This window comes from Streptomyces sp. NPDC054849 (assembly GCF_053610945.1).
Window position 1 is genome coordinate 206,662 of record NZ_JBSGZI010000001.1, and the last position, 24,475, is coordinate 231,136.

At 70.2% G+C, this 24,475-nt stretch carries 19 protein-coding genes and 1 pseudogene; 6 read left to right on the forward strand and 14 right to left on the reverse strand.

Going from position 1 to position 24,475, the window contains the following annotated elements; all coding sequences use genetic code 11:
• Positions 1 to 164: 164 nt before the first annotated feature.
• From ACWGIF_RS00945 to ACWGIF_RS00975, 7 genes are all read right to left on the reverse strand, one after another.
• Positions 165 to 1,244, reverse strand: coding sequence for a lytic polysaccharide monooxygenase auxiliary activity family 9 protein (locus ACWGIF_RS00945; RefSeq protein ID WP_453488978.1), 1,080 nt, complete (start codon positions 1,242 to 1,244; stop codon positions 165 to 167).
• A 533-nt stretch (positions 1,245 to 1,777) separates the two neighbouring features.
• A complete protein-coding gene (locus ACWGIF_RS00950) occupies positions 1,778 to 2,362 on the reverse strand; it encodes an RBBP9/YdeN family alpha/beta hydrolase (RefSeq protein WP_453488981.1) in 585 nt (194 codons plus the stop codon).
• Positions 2,359 to 3,642 (reverse strand): MFS transporter, encoded by a 1,284-nt coding sequence (locus ACWGIF_RS00955; protein WP_453488984.1) that lies wholly within the window; start codon positions 3,640 to 3,642, stop codon positions 2,359 to 2,361. The genes ACWGIF_RS00950 and ACWGIF_RS00955 overlap by 4 nt, the downstream gene beginning before the upstream one ends.
• 105 nt (positions 3,643 to 3,747) lie before the next feature.
• Positions 3,748 to 4,662, reverse strand: coding sequence for a TauD/TfdA dioxygenase family protein (locus ACWGIF_RS00960; protein WP_453488987.1), 915 nt, complete (start codon positions 4,660 to 4,662; stop codon positions 3,748 to 3,750).
• Positions 4,663 to 4,710: 48 nt separating this feature from the next.
• Positions 4,711 to 5,685 (reverse strand): quinone oxidoreductase family protein, encoded by a 975-nt coding sequence (locus ACWGIF_RS00965; protein WP_453488990.1) that lies wholly within the window; start codon positions 5,683 to 5,685, stop codon positions 4,711 to 4,713.
• A 121-nt stretch (positions 5,686 to 5,806) separates the two neighbouring features.
• Positions 5,807 to 6,859, reverse strand: a complete 1,053-nt coding sequence (locus tag ACWGIF_RS00970) for a 3-keto-5-aminohexanoate cleavage protein (RefSeq protein WP_453488993.1) — start codon at positions 6,857 to 6,859, stop codon at positions 5,807 to 5,809.
• 323 nt (positions 6,860 to 7,182) lie between these two features.
• On the reverse strand, positions 7,183 to 8,205 hold the full coding sequence (locus tag ACWGIF_RS00975; protein WP_453489147.1) for an AraC family transcriptional regulator: 1,023 nt from the start codon (positions 8,203 to 8,205) through the stop codon (positions 7,183 to 7,185).
• Positions 8,206 to 8,651: 446 nt separating this feature from the next.
• On the opposite strand from ACWGIF_RS00975, the gene ACWGIF_RS00980 reads away from it, so the two are divergent.
• From ACWGIF_RS00980 to ACWGIF_RS00990, 3 genes and pseudogenes are all read left to right on the forward strand, one after another.
• Positions 8,652 to 10,145 carry a long-chain-fatty-acid--CoA ligase gene (locus tag ACWGIF_RS00980; RefSeq protein ID WP_453488996.1) on the forward strand — a complete coding sequence of 498 codons (1,494 nt, stop codon included), beginning with the start codon at positions 8,652 to 8,654 and terminating at the stop codon, positions 10,143 to 10,145.
• A gap of 223 nt (positions 10,146 to 10,368) precedes the next feature.
• Positions 10,369 to 10,479, forward strand: a pseudogene (locus ACWGIF_RS00985) (pirin family protein); the annotation flags it as partial.
• A 235-nt stretch (positions 10,480 to 10,714) separates the two neighbouring features.
• A complete protein-coding gene (locus tag ACWGIF_RS00990) occupies positions 10,715 to 12,592 on the forward strand; it encodes a PAS domain S-box protein (RefSeq protein WP_453488999.1) in 1,878 nt (625 codons plus the stop codon).
• Positions 12,593 to 12,621: 29 nt separating this feature from the next.
• Here the strand turns inward: ACWGIF_RS00990 and ACWGIF_RS00995 are convergent, their stop codons facing one another.
• Positions 12,622 to 14,982, reverse strand: a complete 2,361-nt coding sequence (locus ACWGIF_RS00995) for a phosphoketolase family protein (RefSeq protein WP_453489002.1) — start codon at positions 14,980 to 14,982, stop codon at positions 12,622 to 12,624.
• Between the two features lie 236 nt (positions 14,983 to 15,218).
• On the opposite strand from ACWGIF_RS00995, the gene ACWGIF_RS01000 reads away from it, so the two are divergent.
• Positions 15,219 to 16,094, forward strand: coding sequence for a universal stress protein (locus ACWGIF_RS01000; RefSeq protein WP_453489005.1), 876 nt, complete (start codon positions 15,219 to 15,221; stop codon positions 16,092 to 16,094).
• A gap of 86 nt (positions 16,095 to 16,180) precedes the next feature.
• Here the strand turns inward: ACWGIF_RS01000 and ACWGIF_RS01005 are convergent, their stop codons facing one another.
• On the reverse strand, positions 16,181 to 16,888 hold the full coding sequence (locus tag ACWGIF_RS01005) for a response regulator (protein ID WP_453489008.1): 708 nt from the start codon (positions 16,886 to 16,888) through the stop codon (positions 16,181 to 16,183).
• 378 nt (positions 16,889 to 17,266) lie between these two features.
• Between ACWGIF_RS01005 and ACWGIF_RS01010 the strand changes: the two genes are divergently transcribed.
• Complete coding sequence (locus ACWGIF_RS01010; RefSeq protein WP_453489011.1) at positions 17,267 to 17,767, forward strand: pyridoxamine 5'-phosphate oxidase family protein; 501 nt, start codon at positions 17,267 to 17,269, stop codon at positions 17,765 to 17,767.
• 8 nt (positions 17,768 to 17,775) lie between these two features.
• Here the strand turns inward: ACWGIF_RS01010 and ACWGIF_RS01015 are convergent, their stop codons facing one another.
• Entirely contained in the window at positions 17,776 to 19,458 is a 1,683-nt protein-coding gene (locus tag ACWGIF_RS01015) for a GAF domain-containing protein (RefSeq protein ID WP_453489150.1), read from the reverse strand.
• A 175-nt stretch (positions 19,459 to 19,633) separates the two neighbouring features.
• On the opposite strand from ACWGIF_RS01015, the gene ppk2 reads away from it, so the two are divergent.
• Positions 19,634 to 20,428, forward strand: a complete 795-nt coding sequence (gene ppk2, locus ACWGIF_RS01020; RefSeq protein ID WP_453489153.1) for a polyphosphate kinase 2 — start codon at positions 19,634 to 19,636, stop codon at positions 20,426 to 20,428.
• Between the two features lie 109 nt (positions 20,429 to 20,537).
• On the opposite strand, the gene ACWGIF_RS01025 is transcribed toward ppk2, so the two are convergent.
• From ACWGIF_RS01025 to mmsB, 4 genes are all read right to left on the reverse strand, one after another.
• Complete coding sequence (locus ACWGIF_RS01025) at positions 20,538 to 21,362, reverse strand: hypothetical protein (RefSeq protein ID WP_453489014.1); 825 nt, start codon at positions 21,360 to 21,362, stop codon at positions 20,538 to 20,540.
• Positions 21,359 to 21,892, reverse strand: coding sequence for a SigE family RNA polymerase sigma factor (locus ACWGIF_RS01030; RefSeq protein WP_453489017.1), 534 nt, complete (start codon positions 21,890 to 21,892; stop codon positions 21,359 to 21,361). The genes ACWGIF_RS01025 and ACWGIF_RS01030 overlap by 4 nt, the downstream gene beginning before the upstream one ends.
• A 135-nt stretch (positions 21,893 to 22,027) precedes the next feature.
• Positions 22,028 to 22,930, reverse strand: coding sequence for an expansin EXLX1 family cellulose-binding protein (locus ACWGIF_RS01035; RefSeq protein ID WP_453489020.1), 903 nt, complete (start codon positions 22,928 to 22,930; stop codon positions 22,028 to 22,030).
• Between the two features lie 308 nt (positions 22,931 to 23,238).
• Positions 23,239 to 24,474, reverse strand: coding sequence for a multiple monosaccharide ABC transporter permease (mmsB, locus tag ACWGIF_RS01040; protein ID WP_453489023.1), 1,236 nt, complete (start codon positions 24,472 to 24,474; stop codon positions 23,239 to 23,241).
• Position 24,475 lies beyond the last annotated feature (1 nt).

A 24,475-nucleotide genomic window follows, 5' to 3' on the forward strand; every position in this document is an offset into this window, starting at 1 on the left:
CGGGCAGGCCGGTGCGGTGCCGGCGGACGCGTTGGTCGGCCATGGCACGGCGCAGCGCCTCGGCGCGGGGTGACGCGAGAGGGCGGCCGTGGCTTCGCGCGGCCGCCCCGCTCATGGACTCTCACCGGCTCCGCGACTCCTGACGGGCGCGGATCCGGAAGGCGTCAGTGGAACACCACGTCGCACACGGACAGGAAGAACTCGCCGGTCTTGCCGCCGTTGCCGCCGTCAGGGGTGTCCGGGCCGCCGTGACCGCCCCAGACATGCACGATCGCGGCCCGCCCGCTCAGGGTCGGGAGGGTGGCGAACTCCCATTGGGTGGAATCCTCCTCCCGCGGGGCCCCCTGGACCTCGACCAGGAACGGCACGGGCTCCAGGTTCTCCCACGAGAGTCCGCCGCGGGGATCCCACCCCTCGCGGGTGATGAACCAGCGGTGCGACCAGGTCTCGTCCGTGTGGTAGGCCATGTAGTCGTACGAGAACGTGTGGGTTTCGGCGGAGGTGTCCAGCCGGGTCGTGGGCCAGTCGCCGAGATCCGCGCTAGGAGCCAGGTCGAGACCTGCGAACGCCGGGTTCCCGGTCGACGCGACGGTGCCGCCCTCGAAGAACTTTCGGTACTCCAGGTAGCGCAGGGCGTGGTTCCAGGGGTAGTCGGCCAGCATCCGGTCGGCCCCCGGCAGCACCTCCTGCCAGGTGGTGCTGGTGTTCTCGGCCCGGGCCTTCGCACAGATCGGAGACTGGTCCTCGTCCCTGATCGCGGCAGCGGCCCGGCTGCGCGGGTGATTCATCGTGCCGTGACGAGGAGAAGGGGCGGCGCCGGACTGTGAGCCCCGGGACTTCTGAGGCGCGGACCAGGCCACCGCGGCACCCGCGGCCACGGTGACCTCGTTGGTGAACGCGGTGAACGAGCCGTCGACCTTGGCCCGGATCTTCACCCGGTATTCGGCGTCGGGCTCCTCCCCCAGGTCCACCCAGTGGGAGTTGGACGGGTGCCAGTCCCAGGCCGGCCAGTGGAGAAACACCGTCTGCCGTGCCTCACCGTTGATCCACACCTCGTAGACCCGCGGGTATGGAGCGTCACCTTCGTTCCAGTCCGCCGGCGGCGGCCAGGTTCCGTGGTCGGGCTGGTTGTCACCGATCTGCCACCGCAGGTGGATGCCGAACACCTGGTGGTCGCCGTCGGATCGGTGCCTGATGTCGGCCAGGAGCCCGGAGGGTGCTTGGATGTCGCCGCTGCTGCTCATGAGGTCCTTCTCATTCGGATTCAAAGGGAATCAGCAGCGGTCCGAGCCCGTCGTGCACCGATTACCCGCAAGGACTGCCCCACGGCCGTTCCGGCAAGACGGGAGCGCACAGCCATGCTGCTTCTCCTTCGAAGAAAGATGATCTCGGCCTCTTGATCCTTGTGTGCTCCGGCACGATTGTTCGGCCGCGCCGCACACCTGATCGTTTCTGCGCGTCGGTCTGTGACCCGGACGGCCCAACACGGCTCCCGGCCCGCGCCGCGCGTTGCGCCTCGCGGTGGGGGCTTGGAAGTCGGCGATGAGGGCATAGCCGAGCCGGTCGGCTGCCGGACACGTCCATGCGTCGCGCCAGGTCATCACGGGGACGGTGAGGGACTGAAGCGTCCGGTACGGGGCGGCCGGACCTTCCGCGGGCTGAGCGGGCTGCTGAGACGGGGCTCGGATGCGGACGGGTGCGCTGACCTGGAGGCGACAGCAGGTCGGCGTTGGTGCCGGGTGTTCATCGTTGCGCTTCGCGGGTGTTGCGCCGCGGGTCAGCCGTCTTCGAGCGCGCGGAGCAGTTCTTCCGCGCGCGGCCACCGGCCATGGCCCGAGGTGGGGTTGAGGTGGCCGACATCACCGAGTTCCACAAGACGGCTTCCCCAGTTCCGGGCCAGCTCGGCGACTCGCTCGACGGTGCCCAGTGGGTCGTTCGAGCTGGCCGCGACGATGCTGGGGAAGGGCAGCGGTGAGCGGGGCACCGGGATCCAGCCGTTCCCGTCGAGCACGTCGGGGGTGGGGTAGCCCTCCGGCAACGGCTGCTCGAGGTCCGGCGGCGTCACCAGCAGCGCCCCCTGCACCCGTACCTGCGCCGGGTGCCGCCGGGCCCAGTGGACGGTGGTGATCACACCGGCGCTGTGGGCAACCACTACGACGGGCCCCGCGATCTGCACCATCACCTTGTCCAGTGCGGCGACGCCTGCCTCGCAGCCCAGTCTGTCCTGCGTCAGCGTGGGAACGATGCGGACGCTGCGCCCCGCCTCGGTGAGCCGGTCCGCCAACAGGGTCTGCCAGTGCTCCTCGACGTGGTCGCGCAAGCCGGGGACGATCACGACCACCGTCTCGGTGGTACGGCTCATGAGGACACCTCCGTCTTCTGCGGCTCCGCCACCGGGGCGACCCCGGTCAGACGGCGTACGTCACGGTCGTAGAAGTGGCGGCCGATCAGGAACGCCGCGGTGGCCCCGATCGCCACGAGCGGGACGAGCTGGAACGCGCCCAGCAGACCGACCCGGTCTGCGAGCATCCCCGTGACCGCGGGGCCGGGGGCGAGTCCGAGCAGGCTCTGGGCCAGCGTGAGCGTGGCGAACGCCGTCGCGGCGATGGCCGCGGGGGTCAGGTTCGCCACCATGGCGGCCCCCGGCCCGGCCGTTCCGGCGCACAGCAGGGCTCCCAGCGCCAGCATCAACAGCTGTACGGGGCCGGCCGGCAGACGGAACGCGGTCATCAGCAGGAGGAGGGAGCCCACGCTGCAGCTGATGGCGACGGCCCACTTGCGGACCGGGGCGCGTCGGCTGATCCGGTCCGAGGCGATGCCGCCGGCGATCATGCCGATTCCGATCATCAGGGCGAAGAGCCCTGCGGTAGCCCCGGCCTTCGCGGTGGGCATGCTGTAGTAGCGGTTGAAGTAGCTGGGCAGCCAGGCGATCAGGGCGCCCGCGACGAACAGCTGCAGACCGCTGCCGATGTAGGCGCTGATCACCGAGACGGACGAGAACAGCCGCGGGAGGAGCACGCGGAGACGGTCGCGTTCATCCGCACCTGCCCCGCCCTCCGCCGGATCCTGCCGCGGGGCCAGCCGCTTCTCCGTGACCACCACGGCGTAGATGCCCGCGAGCACCAGGCCGAAGACGCCCATCACGCCGAACGCCCAGCGCCAGCCGTACGCCTGGGCCACGGCGCCGCCGATGGATATGCCCAGGACCGAGCCGAAGGCCCCGCCGGCGATGAAGGCCCCGGAGAGCGTCGCCCGCAGGGCGCGCGGGAAGACACTGAGGACCACGGCGATGCCGACACTGCCGTAAGCGGCCTCACCGATGCCGACGAAGAGCCGGCCGACGAACATCTGGTCGTAGCTCGCCGCCACCGCACAGCCCAGGGTCGCCAGGCTCCACATCGCGGCCGCGATGACCAAGGATCTCACCCTGCCCCATCGGTCGGCCAGCAGCGAGAGCGGGAGGGTGAGCAGACCGACCGCCAGCGCCACAATGCCGCTGAGGGAACCCAGTTGGGCGTCCGAGAGCAGCCAGTCGGCCTTCAGCATCGGGAAGACAGCGTTGAGGACCTGCCGGGACATGTAGTCCGAGAGCAGGAGTCCGAAACTCAGTGCAAAGACCACCCAGGCGTAGCGCCGGGACACGGGCCACTCCGAGGAACCGGAACCGGTTCTGCCCGGGGCGGGTACCGCAGTGGTGAGAAACCCCATTGTCATCACCTCAACTGCTCTTGGCGGAAAGGGAAAGGGTCAGAACGGTCTGTCGCCGACGATTCCGGCGCGCTCCATCTTGCGCACGGCGGGCCAGTAGTCCTGGACGGCGTAGTGCTGGGTGGAGCGGTTGTCCCAGATGGCGACGCTGTTCGGCGTCCAGCGCCAGCGCACCTGGTACTCGGGGACGGCGGCCTGGCTGATCAGGTAGTTCAGCAGGAGGGCCGCGCCAGGGGCGTAGTCGATCCCGAAGCGCACGTTCTCGGGCGTGTGGTAGTTGACGAAGTGCGTGGTGAAGGCGTTGACGAAGAGGATCTGTTCGCCCGTCTCAGGGTGGGTGCGCACCACCGGGTGCTCCGCGTCGGGGAACTGTGCCCCCAGCGCGTGACGTTTGGCCTGGGGCATCACGGCACCGAAGGTGGCCTCGATGCTGTGCCGGGCCCGCAGCCCCTGGATCTGTGTCTTGATGTGCTCCGGCAGCCGGCGGTGGGCCTCGGCCATGTTGACCCAGATCGTGTCACCGCCCACCGGGGGTGACTCGATGCAGCGCAGCACGGCGCCCATGGACGGGTTCTCACGCCAGGTGCCGTCGGTGTGCAGCGCGTTCTCGTAGTGCTCCGGCGGGCTGTCCAGATCCTTGTAGATCCGTACCAGGCCGGGGTTGTCGGGGTCGCTGCCGGCCACCGGGTGGTCCTCCAGCGGGCCGAGGCGCTCGGCGAAGGCGACGTGTTCGGCTCGCGTGATGTCCTGTTCACGCAGGAACAGCACCTTGTACTGCAGGAGCAGGGCCTTGATCTCGGCGAACAGGTCGTCGTCGCGCACCGCGTCGCCGAGGCTTACTCCGGAGAGTTCGGCGCCGATGGTACAGGTCAGCGGTTCGATCTTGATCGAGCCGGGGGAGTGGGCGCGCACCGACGCGGGTGCGCCTTCCAGCGAAGCGACAGTCTTTTCCATGGTGCTTCCTCCTGGAGAGGGTGGAGATGCGCTTGATGCGGCAGGGGCTCAGAGGACGAAGACGGACGATCCCGTGGTCCGTCCCGACTCCAGCTCGCGGTGCGCCCGTACGGCGTCGTCGAGCGCGTAGCGCTGGTTGATCTCGATGGCGATGCGGCCGGAGGCGACGTGGTCGAAGAGCTCACCCGCCAGCGCCGCTCGCTCCGCCGGGTCGGCGATGTAGTCGGCGAGAGCAGGGCGGGTGACGAACAGAGAACCGCTGAGCGCCAGTTGCATGGCGTCGATGGGCGGTACCGGCCCGGACGCCGTACCGAAACAGACCAGCAGACCGCGACGCCGGAGCGAGGCCAGCGAGGCGGCGTAGGTGGCCCTGCCGATGCTGTCGAAAGCGACCGGGACGCCGGCGCCGTCCGTCAGTTCGCGTACCCGCTCGGCCACGTTCTCGCGCTGGTAGTGGATGACGTGGTCGCAGCCGTGGGCACGGGCGAGGTCGGCCTTCTCCTCGGTGGAGACGGTGCCGATGACGGTCAGCCCGAGCAGCTTGGCCCACTGGCAGACGATCAGGCCGACACCACCCGCCGCTGCGGTCAGCAGGATCGTGTCCCCGGCCTCCAGCGGGTGGATCCTGCGCAACAGGTAGGCGGAGGTGAGGCCGCGCATGGTCATAGCGGCGGCGGTCTCGAAGGGGATGCCGTCCGGCAGCCGGATCAGGGACCCGGCGGGCATGACCCGTTCCGTGCTGTAGGCGCCGAGCGGGCTTCCGGTGTACGTGACCCGGTCGCCCTCGGCGACATGGGTGACGCCTTCGCCCACCGCCTGGATCACGCCGGCGGCCTCGACGCCCAGTCCGGCGGGCAGCGGTGCGGGATACAGGCCGCTGCGGAAATAGGTGTCGGCGAAGTTGAGTCCGACGGCTTCGTGCCGGATCCGTACCTCGCCCGGGCCGGGGTCGCCGACGACGACCTCTTCCCGGCGCAGGACGTCGGGACCGCCGGTCTCCTTGAAGCGAATGGCGTGAGCCATGGGCGTGCTCCGTTGTTCGTGGGAGGTGGGAAGAGAGGACGGGACCGCCCGTGCCCCGGGAGCCCCCGGAGCCCCGTGGGTTCGCGCGGACGCGCGGCGGGGCGGTGGTCCCGTGCCGCGATCAGACGACGCGCAGCATGGGGCCGCGCTGACCGGGACGGCGGTTCGGCACCATGCCGAGACGGGCCAGCGTCTCGTCGACCCCGGAGTAGTACTCGCCGAGCTTGTAGATCTTCTTGGCCTCGGCGCCGGTCGCGATGTCGCGACCGAGCGTCTCGGAGATCTGCACCATCTGCTCGATCTGCTCGACAGTGGTCATGCGCTCGCCCTTGCGCCGCCACAGGTTGTCCTCGTTGCCCACACGCACGTGCACACCGAGCGCGATGCCGATGGCGTTCATCGGCGCCACGGCGCGCATGGAACTCTCGATGGTGAGGACGGCCCCGTCCGGGGTCCGACGGACGAACTCGATCAGGTCTGCCGGGTGCCGGCCAGCGAAACCGCCGCCGATGGCCACGTAGTTGAGGATCAGCGGGCCGGTGTGGACACCGGCACGGACGAGCCGCTCCACGGTCTCGAGCTGAGCCAGCGTGGCGAGCTGGAAGTGCGGCTGGATGCCGCTCTCGCGCAGGCGCTCCAGGTGCTCCAGGTAGAAATCGGGGCCCGCCTCGACGACCATGTCGCGGTAGGCCTTGTAGTACTCGGGCTTCGCGATCGAGGTGCCTGCCAGGTCCTCGTCGGTCATGATCTCGACGATGTTCATCTGGCTGGTGTTGATCGCGATCGTCACCTGGTCCGGCGCTGGGTCGAGGTCGGCCAGCAGGTGGCGGGTGTCGTAGCTCAGCCACTTCGCCTCGCTGCCCTCGTCCTCCGGAGCGAACGAGATCGAGCCGCCGATCTGCAGGACCATGTCCGGCACGGCCTGACGCAGCCGGCCGAGCAGCTCGTTGAACATGGACATCCGCTTGGAGCCCTTGCCGTCGAGCTCTCGTACGTGGATGTGGAGAACGGTGGCGCCGGCGTTGTAGCACTCCACGGCTGCCTGTACGTGCTCGTCCATCGTCAGGGGGAGGTCGTCGGCGTCCCCGGGCAGCCACTCCGGCCCGTAGGGAGCGGCCTGGATCACCAGCTTCTCCTGGTTCTCCGGGAAAAGTGAATCGTCGTGGAAATGCACGGTCCGTCTCCTTCATGCGATCGGTGATCACTCGCCGGAAGCATCGCCGCGTGCGATGCGAGGGGCTGGGATGCCGGCGAGGATGAATGCGGGTCACCGGGGACAGCGGGCGCACGGCGGGCCCTCGTAAGATCGACCGGTCCGGAGGAAGCGCGCATAGGGGAGCCCGCTCCCGTCCGGTGGCCGACCGCGTCTCTGCGGTGGTGCCAAGGTAGGGGTGGGCAACTGTGGCCGCTTGCCCCTTGGGGACAGATAATTTGCCATTTGGGGACACCGCGCCGAGCGGGACGGGCACGCTGCGCCGAGGCCGTCCCGCCCGCGGGTCAGTCGTGGTCGGGGAGTTGCCGTCGGCTCCCGGCGCTGCGCCATGCCCTGGGGCTGCACCCGAACTGCTCGTGGAACCAGCGCGAGAAGCCGCTCAGAGACGAGAAGCCCAAAAGGTCGGAGATCTCCGTGAGCGAGCGCCGCGGGTTCGCGACGAACTGCTCCGCGAGGTGCCTGCGGGTGGCGCCCAGGAGCGAGGAGAACGTCTCGCCTGAGGAAGCCAGGTGCCGGTGGACGGTCCGCCGGTCGACGCCCAGGCTGCGGGCGACCTGCTCGACCGAGCAGCGCCCCGTCGGCAGCAATACCTCGATCAGGTCACGCACCCGGTTCGCGGTGGTGGTGTCCTTAGGCGCCGTGATCGCCTGGAAGTACTGGTGGGCGTACTCGCGCAGCAGCGTATCCGCCATCGCGTTGGGCGCGTCGAGATCGCCCGCGTAGAAGACGATGCCGTCGAACTCGCGGTCGAACTCCACGATGGGGCCGAACGTGCGCCGGTGCGTCGAGATGTCCGCCGGTGCAGGGTGCCTGAACCACACCGAGAGCGGCCGCCACCGGGTGTGCAGGAAGTCGCGCAGGATTCGGTGGTAGGCAGCGATGGTCAGTTCAATGGCCTGCCGGGTGTCCATTGCTTCACCGAGACGCAGGTCGACCTTCAACGTGGCCAGCCCGTCCCCCTCGGACAGCCGGGTGTCCAGAACCTCGTTGTACATGTGCTGGTGGCGGATCAACAGCCCCAGTGCGCTCCGCACATCGGGTTCCTCACGTACGACCAGGCTGATGGGGCCGAGGTTGGAGAAGCGCCGGAACTCCGCCATGCGCACTCCGAAGTCCTCGTGCCCTGAGGCGGCTGCCGACAGTTCCAGCACTTGGACCACGGCGGCGCCGGAGATCCACCGGTCCTGGACCGCGAGGGCGGCGGTGTCCAGACCCACGTGCTTCATCAGCGGCTGAGGGTCGAAACCGAGCGAGCGACACAGCTCGACGTAGCCGCTGAGGGCTGCGGTGCGGACCAGGGGCCTCATCTGCACGCTCCAAGACTGTCCCGAAAAGAAAAGTCTCATGTCACGCCAGGACAAGCGTGGCGATGGTGGGCAACCTAGCATGGCGCCGTTCACCCGCCCGGTCCGCTCGTGGCGACCGCCCTGGCCCGGTGAATGCAGGCCGGCACGGAGGCGGGCATGAACGGTGTGACGGACGCAGGCGAGCCGCTGTACGCGCCGTGCTCGGGCCCGTCGCTGCGGCGGGGCGGAACACCCGCACGGATCATGCAAGCGCGAGCTGACTTCGAGGGCCACGACCAGCCCGAACTCAAGCGCCGTCCCTGGGGCTCTGGTCGGCCCGGCTGCACAGCACCGGTATCGACCGCGCTCGAGACGGGGTCACCCCTCGTGCGGGTCACCCCTCGTGACGTGATCCGCCCTCGGGCTGCCTCGTCGCAGGCCGAGACGAACCCAAGGAGATTGCCGACATGACCAACCTTGCCACGTTCCTCGTGGACTCCGCCGCGGCCCAGGGCGATCGCACGGCCGTCCGCCACGACGACAGTAGGCTCACCTACGCCCAGTTGGACGACGCGAGCGCCAGGGTCGCCGCCCTCCTGTGCGACCGCGGCGTCCAGCCCGGCGACCGCATCGCGCTGACCATGCCCAACGTGCCGCTGTTCCCGGTCGTCTACTACGGCATCCTGCGGGCCGGCGGCGTGGTCGTGCCGATGAACCCGCTCCTCAAGGCCCGTGAGGTGGCCTTCACCCTGCGTGACTGCGGGGCGCGGATCACGCTGGTGTTCCCCCTGTTCGCGGACGAGGTCGCGAAGGCCGCCGCCGAGACCGGAACCGAATGCCTGGTGACCGAGCCCTTGGCCTTCGACGACATGCTGCGGGCCCACGAACCGATGCCCGGCATCGTCGACCGCACCGACGACGACACAGCCCTCATCCTCTACACCTCGGGCACGACCGGGACGCCGAAGGGGGCCGAACTGTCCCACCGGAACCTGGCCACCAACACCGCCACCGCGGCCGTGACGCTGCTCCAGGTGGGACCTGACGACGTGCTCTTCGGCGGCCTGCCCCTCTTCCACGCCTTCGGCCAGACGTGCGCGCTCAACACGGCCGTCGCAGCCGGCGCCACACTGACCCTGCTGCCGCGGTTCGAACCGCAGCGCGCCCTGGAGATCATGGCCCGCGACGGGGTCACCGTGTTCCTCGGCGTGCCGACGATGTACGCGGCGCTGCTCCACGCCGAGCTCCCCGAAGGCTTCGATGCCCACGCCCTGCGCCTGGCCGTCTCGGGCGGCGCCTCGCTTCCGGTCGAGGTGCTGCACGGCTTCGAGCAGCGCTTCGGTGTCACCGTCCTCGAGGGATACGGACTCTCCGAGACCTCACCGGTCGCCGCCTTCAACCACCCGGACCGCCCGCGCAAGGCGGGCTCGATCGGACAGCCCGTCCGCGGAGTCGAGATGAAGCTCGTCGCCGAGGGCGGCGGCGCGGTGCCCTCGGGAGAGGTCGGCGAGATCGCGATCCGCGGCGAGAACCTCATGGCGGGCTACTGGAACCGCCCCGAGGCCACGGCGGAGGCGGTTCGCGACGGGTGGTTCCACAGCGGCGATCTGGCGCGCGTCGACGAGGACGGCTTCTACTTCATCGTCGACCGCAAGAAGGACTTGATCATCCGCGGTGGCTACAACGTGTACCCGCGGGAAGTCGAGGAGGTGCTGTACGAGCACCCGGCCGTCGCCGAAGCCGCCGTCGTCGGCGTGCCGCACTCGTTCCACGGCGAGGAGATCGCAGCGGTGATCACGCTCCGGCCCGGTGCCGAGGCCACGGCCGAGGAGATCCGGGAGTACGTCAAGGACCGGGTGGCAGCGTACAAGTACCCCCGGATCGTCACCTTCACGGCCGAGCTCCCCAAGGGCCCCACAGGAAAGATCCTCAAGCGCGAGATCGTGGTCACCGCTCGGTGAAATCTCTGGATGCGCTCGCTGTTGCCCTGGGCGGATAAGCCGGCCCCCCCCGGTCCGCTTACCGGCCGCGCTGCGGTAACAAACCGTGTATTCGTGCGGGCACTTCGACCAGCGAGCGACTTCGTTGCCATGCGGTGCGGAATCCTCGGGCGCCAATGCTGACCTTTTGCTGACGCCGGAGGGTCCCGTACGTTCCTGACCTGCACGAAGGTGGATATCTCGTGTTGCGTTCCGGAACTGGATCGGCCGGAGCAATGCGGAGATCGTACAGGCCCGCCACGACTGGATGGAGGGCGCCCGCTACGGCGAAGTGAAGGGCTACGACGGCCCTCCGAGCTGTTGGGCCGACCCGCCCCTCATGGGGTTCCGAAGGGCTCCCTTGGCCCCGCTGCGGCGCGAGGGCTGCAGGAAAGACGCCGGGGGCGATTCTCGGGTCGGCCTCGCAGTCGTACGGCGGGCACGTTCACAGGCGGTCAATTGTGGACGGATCTCGGTCATTCCGGGGTGCGGTTTTCGGCCGCGTGGTCGGATGCTGCCTTCTGCGGGATCCGGCGAGTGCGAGGCTCAGCATGGCAGCGACGACAGAAGAGCCCTTCAGGGCTCTGCTGGAAGCGGCACCAGACGCGATGGTGATCGTGGACGACGCCGGGGTGATCCGCCTGGTCAATGCCCAGACCGAGGCCCTGTTCGGCTACCCCCGAGAGGAACTCCTGGGGCGCCCCATCGATGTGCTGGTGCCCGAGCGGTTCCGTGGTCAGCATCCTCGCCACCGGCTCGGTTACGCGGCCAGCCGCCAGGTTCGCCCGATGGGGGCGGGGCTGGAACTGTACGGATTGCGCCGCGACGGGCGTGAGTTCCCTGTGGAGATCAGCCTGAGCCCGCTGGAGACCCCCGAGGGCCTGCTCATCTCAGCTGCCGTGCGGGACGTCAGCGAGCGCCGGGCCGCCGAGGAACGATTCCGGGCCCTGCTGGAGGCGGCCCCCGACGCGATGGTGATCGTCGACGAGAGCGGCACCATCCAGCTGGTCAACGCGCAGACCGAGGCGCTCTTCGGTTACGCCCGCGAGGATTTGCTGGGGCGGCCCGTCGAGGTGCTCGTACCCCACCGGTTCCGCGACCACCACTCCGCGTTCCGCGACGGCTACTTCGTCAACCGGCAGGTCAGGCCCATGGGCGCGGGGCTTGAGCTGCACGGCCTGTGCCGGGACGGGCGCGAGTTCCCGGTCGAGATCAGCCTGAGCCCCCTGGAGACCCCCGACGGGACGCTCGTCTCCGCGGCCATCCGCGACGTAACGGAGCGCAAGGCGGCCGAGGAGATGCTCGCCCAGCTCTACGAGCAGCAACGCCACGTCGCTCTCACGCTCCAGCGCAGCCTCATGGGCTCACCGCCGGACGTGCCGGGCATTTCGACCGCGAGCCGCTACTTTCCCGCCCGGCAGGGGGCCGGAGTGGGAGGGGACTGGTTCGACCTGATCCCGCTGGGCGGCGGCCGGGTCGGCGTGATGATCGGTGACGTGATGGGACGCGGGCTGGAAGCGGCCGCTGTCATGGGGCAGCTACGGTCCGCCTCGCACGCCTTGGCGAAGACCGGGATGCCACCCTGGCAGCTGATGCGCGCTCTCGACGCGGTGGTGAGTGAACTTCCGGACCAGTTCGTCACCTGCTGCTACCTCGTCGTGGACGCGGACGCGGCTGAGATCACCGTCTCTTCGGCCGGGCATCTTCCTGTCCTGCTGGCCGCTCCCGGCGGCGAGGTGAACCGGTTGCCGGTCGAGGTGAGCGTGCCGCTCGGGGTCGGCGAGGTACCCCACCACGAGAGCCGCCACGCGGTCGGGGCGGGCTCCGTGCTGGCGCTCTACACGGACGGCCTGGTGGAGACACCCGGCAGCGACATCGAGGGGCAGGTCGACGGGCTCGCTGAAGCGCTGGAGAAGGGCCTCGCGACGGCCGGGTCGCTGGAGGCCGTGGCGGACCGGTTGCTGGCCGATCTGCTCCCGGACGCCGACGACAACCCGGACGATGTCACCCTGCTGCTCGTGCGCATCCCCGAGACCCCGGCCACCTCGCGGGCCGTCGTCCTGGACGCCGCACCGACCAGTGTGGCCGAAGGCCGCCGCTTCCTGCGTGCCACCCTGGCGGCCTGGGGCAAGGACGACGAACACCTGGCTGAGACGGCGTGTCTGCTGGCCTCCGAGTTGCTCTCCAACGCCGTCCGCCACGGCAGCGGGCCGCTGCGGCTCCGGCTGCGGCAGGCCGGTCGAGAGTTGGGCGTCGAGGTCTGCGACGGAAGCCCGGTGCTTCCCCAGGCCCGCTTCGCCGCCCCGGACGCGGAATCGGGCCGGGGCCTCCTTCTCGTCGACTCCCTCGCCAACTCTTGGGGCACGCTGCCGACAGCGGAGGGCAAGGCGGTCTGGTTCTCCCTGCAATTGCCCGCCCCGCGTCGCTGACGGCGGGCGTCAGCCGCCGGCCGGGCGGCTCAGTACGGCCAGGCCCAGTGGGCGATCTCCGGCAGGTCCGTTCCGTGCTCGCGAATCCAATCGTGGTGGCGGATGCGCTGGTCGGCCATGGCCTGGCGCAGCCCCTCGGCCCGGCCGGCGAGGCGGGGGACGCGGTCGACGACGTCCATGACGAGCCGGTAGCGGTCCATGTCGTTGCGCACGACCATGTCGAAGGGGGTGGTCGTCGTGCCGGACTCCTTGTACCCGCGCACATGCAGGTTCGGGTGGCCTGTGCGGCGGTAGGCCAGGCGGTGGATCAACCACGGATAGCCGTGGTACGCGAAGATCACCGGCCGGTCGGTGGTGAAGAGCGCGTCGTACTCGGTGCCCGTCATGCCGTGCGGGTGTTCCTCATTGGGCATCAGCCGGGCGATGTCGACGACGTTGACGACCCGGACGGCCAGCGTGGGGAGGTGCTCGCGCAGCAGGGCCGCGGCGGCGAGCACCTCCATGGTGGGTACGTCGCCGGCGCAGGCGAGTACGACGTCCGGTTCGCGGGTCCCGTCGTCGGTTCCCGCCCACCCCCACACACCGGCGCCGCGGGTCACGTGGGTGCGGGCATCGGCGATGGGCAGCCAGTCGAAGCAGGGCTGTTTGCCGGCGACGATCACGTTGACCTGATCGCGGCTGCGCAGGGCGTGATCGGCCACGGCGAGGAGGGTGTTGGCGTCCGGCGGCAGGTAGACCCGCACGACTTCGGGACTCTTGTTGAGCACGTGGTCGACGAAGCCGGGGTCCTGATGGGAGAAGCCGTTGTTGTCCTGGCGCCAGACGTGCGAGGTGAGCAGGTAGTTGAGGGAGGCGATCGGAGCCCGCCAGGACAGTTCGCGGGAGGTCTTCAGCCACTTGATGTGCTGGCCGACCATGGAGTCGACGATGTGGGCGAAGGCTTCGTAGGTGGAGAAGACACCGTGGCGGCCGGTCAGGAGGTACCCCTCCAGCCAGCCCTGGCAGACGTGTTCGGAAAGGATCTCCATGACCCGGCCGTCCCGGGACAGGTTCCGGTCGGTGGCCTCCGTGAGGCCCTGCCAGGCCTTGCCGGTGGCCTCGTACAGGTCGTCGAGACGGTTCGATGCGGTCTCGTCCGGTCCGACGACCCTGAAGTCCCGCCGCTCGGCGGTGTCGTGCATGATGCGGGTGAGGAAGCGCCCCAGGACGCGGGTCGGTTCGTGGAGGGTGCTGCCCGGCTTGTCGACGGGAACGGCGTAGGTGTCGAGCGGCGGCATCGGCAGCGGCCGCACCAGCCGGCCGCCGTTCGCGTACGGGACGGCGCCCAGGCGGCGATCACCCTCGGGGACACGGGCGAGGACCTGCGGAGCGGGGCGGCCGTCGGCGTCGAAGAGTTCCTCCGGCCGGTACGAGCGCAGCCAGTCCTCCAGTTGCCTCAGGTGCGCGGGATTCTCGCGCACGCCGGCGAGCGGCACCTGATGGGCCCGCCAGGTGCCCTCCACGGGGTCGCCGTCGACGGTCGCCGGGCCGGTCCACCCCTTGGGGGTGCGCAGGACGATCATCGGCCAGCGCGGGTATTCCCGGCCGGGATCGGTGCCGCCGGTCCGGGCCTCCCGCTGGATGAGGGCGATGCGGTCCAGGGCGTGCTCCATCGTGCGGGCCATGGCCCGGTGCACGAGGGCGGGGTCGCTGCCCGTGACATAAAGGGGCTCGTGGCCGTAGCCGCGCAGCAGGGCGTCGAGCTCTGCCTCGGGGATCCGGGACAGCACCGTCGGGTTCGCGATCTTGTAGCCGTTCAGGTGGAGGATCGGCAGGACGGCGCCGTCGTGGACCGGGTCGAGGAACTTGTTCGAGTGCCAGGACGCGGCCAGCGGGCCCGTCTCCGCCTCGCCGTCGCCGATCACGCAGGCGACCAGCAGCCGGGGGTGGTCGAAGGCGGCTCCGTAGGCGTGGGACAGGGCGTACCCGAGCTCGCCGCCCTCGTGGATGGAGCCCGGCGTTTCCGGTGCGACATGGCTCGGCACGCCGCCCGGGAAGGAGAACTGCCGGAACAACGTGCCCATGCCCGCAGCGTCCCGCGTGATGCCGGGGTAGGTCTCCGTGTAGGTGCCCTCGAGCCAGGAGTTGGCGAGGACGGCGGGTCCGCCGTGGCCCGGCCCCCAGACGCACAGGGCGTCGAGGGATCGCTCCTTGATCACGTGGTTCAGGTGGGTGTGGACGAGGTTGAGCCCGGGGGAGGTGCCCCAGTGGCCGAGGAGCCGGGGCTTGATGTGCTCCGGGCGTAGTGGTTCGACCAGCAGCGGGTTGTCCATGAGGTAGATCTGGCCGACTGCCAGGTAGTTGGCTGCGCGCCAGTGGGCGTCGAGCTCCGAAATGGGGTACGCGGTCATGTCCGCTCCTCCGTGCGGCGGTCCGGAACGTTCGTCGACTGAGCCGATGCCGACACTCTGCCCTCGCCCCGTTCCCGTCGCGAGGGGAGGACCGGCCCTCGGGGAGGGACTGTCGGCCCCTGTGCGGCTCGGACCGTCGCGGCCAAGGTGGTTTCAGCGGCGCCGGCTCCCCCGGTCGGTGCCGCTCCCCTGCCGGCAGACCCCGATGCCCTGGCATCAGTACGGAGGACAGACCTGTGAAGCGCACCCTCGTCGTCGGAGTGGACGGATCCCCGGAAAGCCGGGCCGCGGCCGACTGGGCCGCTCGCGAAGCCATACGGCGCGACCTCCCCCTCCAGGTGGTCCACGCCTGGTTGTGGCAGCCGCTCACCATCCCGCTCGTCCAGGACCGCGATAACGAAGCCCGGCGCGCCGAGGCCATCCTGAGGGAAGCCGAGGGCGAGCTCACCCACCGCTACCCGGGCCTCACCGTTACCGCGGAAGTCCTCTCCGACGCGGCGGTGCCGGCTCTGCTCCATGCCGCCAAGGGAGCGGAGCTGCTCGTTCTGGGCACCCGCGGGCACGGCGCACTGGTCGGCTTTCTGCTCGGCTCCTACGGCCGGCAGGTGATCGCCGCCGCGGAGTGCCCGGTGGTCTCGGTGCGCTCCGCGCACGGCAGGCCGGTGGCCCTGCCGGAGCTGGGCGAGGTCGTCGTGGGCCAGCAGGGCGGCGTGGAGGAGTCCGCCGAGGTACTGCGCATCGCCTTCGAAGCGGCCGTCGCACGCAAGGTCCCGCTCCGCGCCGTCCGTGCCTGGAGCCTGCCCCCCGTCTACGGTTACAGCCCCGGATCGATGTGGATCGCCGACCAGTTCGGCGGACTGGAACCGTACGAGAAGGCCGCGCTGGAGCAGGCGCTGGAGCCGTGGCGGCTCAGGTACCCCGACGTGGACGTCGTCGAGCACGTGGAGCGGGGCAGCGCCGGCCACGTACTGCTGACCGCATCGTCGGACGCGCAGCTTCTCGTCGTCGGCCGCAGGGTCCGCGAGTCGTCGGTGGGGATGCGCATCGGATCCGTGACCCATGCGGTCCTGCACCATTCGGCCTGCCCGGTCGCGGTGGTCCCGCACTCCTGATCGGGCCGGGGGAGCGGGAGGGGGGTGCGGGAGGGGGTGCGCGCATGTGCTGTGCACCCCGCCCTGCTCACCCGCCTCGGCGTCCTCTACTCGGCGGCCGGGGCCGGGTGCCGGCTCGGCGGGGTCAGCGCGTGGCTGGCGATGACGGCGGCCTGGACGCGGCGCTCCACACCCAGCTTGATGAACAGCCGCGAGATGATGTTCTTCACCGTCTTCTCCGCAAGGAACATCCGCTTGCCGATCTCCCGGTTGGTGAGCCCCTCGCTGACCATGACGAGGATCTCCTTCTCCCGGTCGGTGAACCCCGGCAGGCCCGGGACCTGCTCCTCCTTGGGTACGTCTCCGCGCATCCGGGCCATGAGCCGGGTCGTGGCTCCGGGATCGAGCATGGACTGGCCGGACGCCACGGTACGGACGGCAGTGACCAGGTCGGTGCCCGAGATCTGTTTCAGCACGTATCCGGAGGCCCCCGCCATCACGGCGTCCAGCAGTGCCTCCTCGTCGTCGAACGACGTGAGCATCAGGCAGGCCAGCTCGGGCATCCGCGAGCGCAGCTCACGGCACACGCTCACCCCGTCGCCGTCCTGGAGCCGCACGTCCAGCACCGCCACCTGGGGGCGCAGCGCGGGAATGCGGATCAGCGCCTGTTCCGCCGTGCCCGCCTCACCGACGACGGTGAAGTCGGGCTCGGCGTCCAGCAGGTCGTGCACCCCGCGGCGCACGACTTCGTGATCGTCGAGCAGGAAGACCGTGATCGGCGTCTTCGTTGGGGTGAGGGCACCGCTGTCCGTCATGACGCAACTCCTTCGCCGGGTTCGTCCTGGGCGCACGAACTTCAGCATCCTGCCTCCCGGGCGGGCCGAACGGACAGGGCCGATCGGCCCTCATCCGCCTGTACTCGGCTTGGCGGGGGCCCGGTCGGCCCTCAGAGGAGGGACCTTCGGCCCTGTCCGGAGGGCCTGCCGGACCTTCCCGGGTGCACCAGGCACCGGATGAACTGATGAGGCACAGGGAAGCGGCGCGACTCGACGTAGCCGCAGGCGACGGGGATCCCATGATCGGAGCCCTGATGTGGACCGTTCGGCCCTGGATCCCTCATCGGGTCGGGAGGGAGGCTGGTGAAGAGAAGGCCGCCGTAAGGGCCGATTCGATACTCGACGAAGGTGCGCATCATGGACCAGGACGGCACGCAGTGCGCCGACGAGCAGGTCCGTGATACGACGCCTGCCCGTCGCATGCGGGAGCTGGACAGGGCCGAGGCGCTCCGGCTGGTGGCGACGGTGTCCCTGGGACGCATCGTCTTCACGCAGCACGCGTTGCCCGCCGTCCGCCCGGTCAACCACCTCGTCGAGGACGGGAACATCATCGTACGGATCCACGACGACGGTGCGCTCGCCTCCCTCGTGGCACCCGCCGACGTTCCCGGTGTGGTGGTCGCCTACGAAGCGGATGTCATAGACCCCGACACGCACCTCGGGTGGAGCGTGGTCGTCACCGGGTACGCGAGCCTGGTGGCCGATGTCGGCGAGGTGGACCGCTATGCGGAACTTCTGCGCCCCTGGGTGGCACAGCCCATGGCCGGCGCTCTGCGCATCCGCCCCGATCTCGTCACCGGATTCAGGCTGGAGGCAGAGGCGCCGCGGCCCGCGTCGGCCGCCCGGGACGCGTCGTGACCGTGGTGTCAGCTTCCGGTGGGCAGCGGCGCCCGCCAGACGAGCCTGCTGCCTCCCTCGTCGGGCGCATCGACGGTGAAAGTTCCGCCCAGGCCCTTGGCCCGTTCGGCGAGGTTGCGCAGGCCGCTCCTGCGTCCCTGCACGGGAATGCCCCTGCCGTTGTCCGAGACGGTCAGCGTGATCTCCCCCGGTGCGGCTTTGAGGATCACGCCGACCCGGGTCGACTGCGCGTGGCGGGCCGCGTTGCTCAGGAGCTCGCCGAGCACCGCCATGACATGGTCGGCGATCTGCGGCGGCACGTCCGTATCGAGCAGGCCCTCCATGCTCAGGCGCGGCGGATGTCCGAGGGCGGTAGCCGCGTCGCCGATGGCGCGGGCGGCGCGAGCCCGCAGGCCGGGGCCGCTCTCGCGGTCCTTCGTCCGGAGCCCGAAGATCGTCGACCGGATGATCTTGATTGTCTCGTCCAAGTCGTCGACCGCACGGCCGACCCGCTCCGCAGCCCCCTCGTGTTCGATGAGGCGAGCGGCACTCTGCAGGGTCATGCCGGTGGCGAAGAGCCGCTGGATGGCGAGATCGTGCAGGTCGCGGGCGATCCGGTCGCGCTCCTCCAGCAGGGCGATCTGCTCGGCGTCCCGTCGCCGCTCGGCCAGCTCCAGGGCCAGCGCCGCCTGACCGGCGAAGGCGACGAGCGGCTCCAGTTCCCCTTCGCCGAACGCCGGTCCGCCCGTCGGGCGCGCGAGCAGCAGGACACCCCTGCTTGCTCCGGCAGTGGTACCCAGCGGGACCGCCACGGCAGGTCCCAGCCCGTCCTGTACCTGGACATCGGCGGGATACCGGTCGTCGTCGGAGGCGTGCGGGGACGCGACGGACCGGCCGGTCCGGTGTGCGGCTCCCGAGAGCGTTCCCGCGATGGGGACGACGAGGCCCTGCCGGGCTTCGCTGTCCGCGCCGACCGCGAACTCGACGACCAGGCCCTCGGCTCCGGCCACGGGCATGGCGATGTCCGCGAGCCGCGCCGCAGTGATCTCCTGCGCACGGCGGGCGATGAGCTCCAGCACCGCCGGGCGCGAACTGCCGGACAGCAGACTCTCGGTGATCTCCGCGTTCGCCCTGAGCCATCGCTGCTGGCGCTGCGAGCTCTCGTAGAGTCGCGCGTTGTCGATCGCCACGCCCGCCGCCACGGAGAGGGTGGAGATGACCGTCTCGTCCTCGGTGTCGAAATCGATCCCGCCGCGCTTGTCGGTGAGGTACAGGTTGCCGAAGACTTCGTCGCGGACCCGGATCGGGACGCCGAGGAACGTGCGCATGGGCGGATGGTGAGCCGGGAAGCCGTAGGAGGAGGCGTGCGCGCCGAGGTCCGTGAGGCGCAGGGGCTCCGGGTGGTGGATGACCTCACCGAGCAGTCCGTGGCCGGCCGGGAGGGGGCCGATCTCGGCGATCTCCTTCTCCGTGAGTCCGACCGTGAGGAACTGCGAGAGCGTGCGGCCGTCGGGGCCGATGACGCCCAGCGCGCCGTAGTCGGCGTCGACGAGCAGGGCTGCCGCCTCCACGATCCGGCGGAGCACCTGGGCGAGATCCAGCTCCCGCCCGACCGACACGACGGCCTCCAGCAGACTGTGGACCCGGTCGCGGGTGCCGCGCACCGCGTCGATGCGTACCTGGAGTTCGTCGAGCAGCTCGTCGAGCCGCATCCGCGGCACCTGAGGCAGCGAATCCCCCACACTCACGCGCTTCTCCTCCGTCTGCCTGCCCCGTCCGGGGGCCAGCGTATCGACACGCCCCGGCCCGGAGGGACATCGTTGCGCGCGGATGCCTGCCGTGACTGACTTGATCGCAGCACCGGACGACGACGAGGAGGGGACGGCCATGGGTCTGAAGAAGGCGGTCTACGAGAGCGAGCTGCTGCGGCTCCAGACGGAGTTGGTCAAGCTTCAGGAATGGGCGCGGGCGGAGGGTGCCAGGATCGTCGTCGTCTTCGAGGGCCGTGACGCGGCGGGCAAGGGAGGCACGATCAAGCGCGTCGCCGAACACCTCAACCCCCGCGTCGCGCGCATCGCGGCTCTGCCCACTCCGACGGAGCGGGAGCGCACACAGTGGTACTTCCAGCGGTACGTCGGGCACCTGCCCGCCGCCGGGGAGATCGTGCTGTTCGACCGCAGTTGGTACAACCGCGCGGGCGTGGAACACGTCATGGGTTTCTGCACGCCGGCTGAGCACCAGCGCTTCCTGCGCCAGTGCCCGGTCTTCGAGCGCATGCTGGTCGAGGACGGGATCCTGCTCCGCAAGTACTGGTTCTCCGTGAGCGACTCGGTCCAGGAGGAACGCTTCCGCCGCCGTGCGGAGGACCCGTTGCGGCGCTGGAAGCTCTCTCCGATGGATCTGGAGTCTCTGACGCGCTGGGAGGCGTACTCCCGCGCCAAGGACGAGATGTTCGTCCACACGGACACGACGGACGCCCCGTGGTACGTGGTCGAGAGCGACGACAAGCGCCGCGCCAGACTCAACATGATCGCCCACCTGCTGTCCTCGGTTCCCTACACGGACGTGGCCCTGCCGTCGCTGACCCTGCCCCCGCGTCCCGGTTCCACGGGCTACGAGCGGCCGTCCAAGGAGCTTCAGACCGCCGTACCCGACCATGCGGCCACTCTCGGGAAGGACTGAGGCCCGGGCGCGTGCTGTACGGCACGGGATCAATGCGCTTGAGTACGCCGGACATCTGGACGAACGCGCCGCAGTCCTGGGTGGCTTCGACCAGGCCACGGGCGCGGTCTCATCGTGTCAGGGTGAAGCCGCCCCGGACCGAAAGGGCGCCGCGGGGACCGGTCGCGTCGATGCGGTAGCCGTCGTCTTCGACGTTCCGGTCGCCGGCAGCGTGGTTGTACTGGCCGGCGAAGACATGCTGTCCGGCCGGGACCTTACGGCCGGGCTTGAGGATCCAGCGGTAGACCACCGCTCCGCCCTCGTGCTGCACGGTGACGGTGAAGTCGTCGGCGGGCAGCGTCCTCCAGTTGCCGGTGCTCTGCACTCCGCCGGTCTGCGTGATGCGCAGTTCCAGGGTGAGTGCGGTGAGCGGCTCGGTGGTCTTGAGGGTGATGTCGCTCTGCGCCCAGTAGGCGTTGCTGCCCGCGTTCAAGGAGCCGGCCGACGACAGAGGCCCGTCCTGGATGTGCGCGCTGCCGGGCCGGGCCGGGCCCGCGCCGCCTGACGCCGCAGGGCTGGGGCTCGTCGAGGACGAGCGGTCCGGCGCGGTCGGGCCGCCGGTGGTGGGAGCCGACGGCGTCGAGTCGGGAGTCCCGGGCACGGACGGCGCGGAGGGCGCAGGCGGCGCGGACGGCGCGGCGGGGGTGGCCGGGACGTCCGGCCGGGCCGGCGGGGACTGGACGATGGTGGCGACGGCGAAACCACCGACCGCCAGAATGCCCGCCGTGGCGAGGGAGACGAGCGCGACCCTGGGCCAGGGCCTCGCGCCTGACGACTCGCGGTGGCCGGCGGGGGCGCCGGACATGCCGCGTTCCACGCGTGCCAGGATCCGGGCGCGGTCGGGCTGGTGAGCCTCGGCGGCTGCGCGCAGCCGCCCGGTGAGCTCCTCGTTCAACGGCTCCTCCTCCCCGCCAACAGTTCCCCGGCTGCTCCTGTGCTGCCCAGCATCCGTTCCAGCTCGGCCATCCCCTTCGAGGTCTGGCTCTTCACCGTACCGACCGATATTCCGAGCGCCAGAGCGGTGTCCTTCTCCGACAGGTCGAAGGCGTGCCGCAGGACCACGCATGCCCGCTTGCGGAACGGCAACCGGGCGAGAGCGGTACGCACGTCCACCACGGCGGCCACGTCCGGACCGTCCAACGGCTCCGCACCGCGGGACCAGAACAGGGCGATCCGGCGGCGCTCGCGGACCGCGCTGCGGATCCGTGACCGTGCCAGGTTGGCGACCACGCCACGGGCGTAGGCGAGTGGGTACTCGGCCTGGCGCAGCCGGTCCCAGCGCTGCCAGAGTGCGATCAGGGCGTCCGCGGCCAGATCGTCGGCGCCATCCGCCCCGCCCGTCAGGAGATGGGCGAACCGGGCGAGTTCGGCGTAGTGGCGTTCGAAGAAGTCGTGGAACTCCGCGGACGCGTCATCGAAAACCATGTCCGTCGGTCGCCCCCTCCGCAAATGTGTGCGTTAACATCCGGGCGGCAGCGTATCAGCGCCCGGTGCGACCCAAGGCGCTCCGATGCGGTACCCCGGATCGCCACCCGGCCACACTGCGGTGTCAGTGCGGTTTCAGTGCGGGGCGAACTGGACGCGGGTCGGTTGTACGACGTTCGGCAGCAGCGCGGTCCCGTCGACCGTCAGCTGCTCTCCATGGATGTCGGTGATCCTCATCGCGCCGCCGCACCCGCTGCCGTCGGCGGAGAGGAAGTAGTTGTACTCGGTACGAGGCAGTCTCCGCCAGCCCTTGGTGGTGCGTACCTCCAACCGCGCGACCGGATTCCGGTGGTCGATCACCTGGATGCCGCACCAGTGGGGACTGGACCCGCTCTTGTACCGGATGGAGAGTGCGCCGGACGTCTGGGGACTCAGCAGGCTCCAGGTGATCGGGATACGGCCGAGCTTGGGATCGGCCAGTTTCGCGAAGGCCTGTTCGCTGAGGTCCAGTTGTCCGGGTGCGCAGGGCAGGGGGCATTCGTTGGTGATCCGGACCGTGATCGAGGCGCCGCTCGCGGCGCGGACGCGCACGTAAGCACCGCACGCCCTGGACGACTCGTAGTCGGTGGTGTTCATCGCCGCGATCATGAGGTCGTCGCTCGGGCCGAACAGGCACGCGCCGTTGCCGTCGCCGGCAGCGTAGGCGGTGGCGACGCCCCTGTAGGTGGTCTCGGGCTGGATGCGTCCTGCCGGCGGTGCCGTGGTGGACGCCGCCTGGGGGGTTGCCTTCGCCGAGGGCTGTGGCGCCGCGGTGGTCGTAGCGACGGCCGCGGTCGGGGTTCCTGCGGCAGGCGGGCTGTCGGTCGGGGGCGCGGGGCTCGTCGGGGCCGAGGGCGTGGCTCCCGCCTGGATGCCGGCGGGGGCGGCCACTTCGGCCCCTGCTTCGGCCCCTGCCCCGTCCTTGGGGCCGGGGAGCAGGGCCGTCACCAGGCAGACGAGGACGCCCGCGGCGGTCAGCGCCACCGTCGTTCCCGTCATCAGCCTGTGTCTACGCCTGCGCTGCCGCGCGGCCTGCCGTGCAGTCTGCATGTCCGTCCGTTCGAAGATTCGAGTCGAGGTGCACTGCCTGGTCGCCGCAGGACGCGAAAAGGTTGCCGTCGGTTTCCACCGGGCGATGACGAGGAAGCCGGAGGGCGGGAATGCCGACCGAGGTGAACGCGGCCCACGCGGCGCGCGGCCGTCGGTTCTGGCGTGGCCCGTGCAGAGGGATCCTTCGTCCGTCGGTTGCTGCCGCCTCCGCACCCCTCCTCGTACGGGCGGCGCCGCCCAGCCGAGGAGGGGCGAGCTCAGGCTCCCGCCTTGCGCTTGTTGTAGACGTCGAAGCCGACGGCCGCCAGCAGTACCAGGCCCTTGATCACCTGCTGGTAGTCGGTACCCACGCCGACCAGCGACATGCCGTTGTTCAGCACGCCCAGCACCAGACCGCCGATGAGCGCACCGAGGACGGTTCCCACACCGCCGCTCGCGGAGGCGCCGCCGATGAAGGCGGCGGCGATCGCCTCCAACTCGAAGTTGATGCCGGCCTGCGGCGTACCGGCGTTGAGCCGCGCGGCGAAGACCAGCCCGGCCAGGGCCGCGAGGACGCCCATGTTCACGAAGGCGAGGAAGACGACCCGCTTGCTCTTCACCCCGGACAGCCGCGCCGCCGCCTCGTTGCCGCCGATGGCGTAGGTGTGCCGGCCGAGGATCGAGTTGCGCATCACGTATCCGAAGCCGACCAGCAGGACGCCGAGGATCAGCAGGACGATCGGCACCCCGTGGTAGCTGGCCAGCAGCAGCGTGAAGGCCACCACGGCCGCGGTGATCGCGCCGAGCTTCACCAGGAACAGCCCGGCCGGGAGCGGTTCCAGCCCATACGCGGCGGCCCGCCGCCGTGCGCGCACCTCCTGCAGGATCGCGACGGCCAGCACCACGAAGCCCAGCAGCAGGGTGAGGTTGTGGTAGTCGGTGTGGGGGCCGACCGCGGGGAGGAAGCCGCTGCTGATGTTCTGGAAGCCCTTGGGGAACGGCGCCACCGACTGGCCCTGCAGGAGGATCTGGGTCCCACCGCGGAACAGCAGCATGCCGGCCAGCGTGACGATGAACGAGGGGATCCCGAGATAGGCGATCCAGAACCCCTGCCAGGCACCGGCGAGAGCCCCGATCAGCAGCGCGGCCACCAGCGCCACGGGCCACGGAACCTTGTGCACGACCATCATCACGGCCGCGGCCGCCCCGACGAAGGCGGCGAGCGACCCGACCGACAGGTCGATGTGTCCGGCGATGATGACGATCATCATGCCGATGGCCAGGATGAGGATGTAACCGTTCTGCTGGATCAGATTGGTGATGTTGAGCGGCTGGAGCAGGATGCCGTCCGTCCAGAACTGGAAAAGCAGCACGATCAGCGCCAGCGCGAGCAGCATCCCGTACTGGCGCAGGTTGCCGCGCAGCGCTCGGGCCAGGACGGCACCGGCCGACGCACGTCGGCCGGTCTGCGGTGTGCGGGGCGTGGTGTCTGGGGTGGTCTTGGTCTGGGCCATG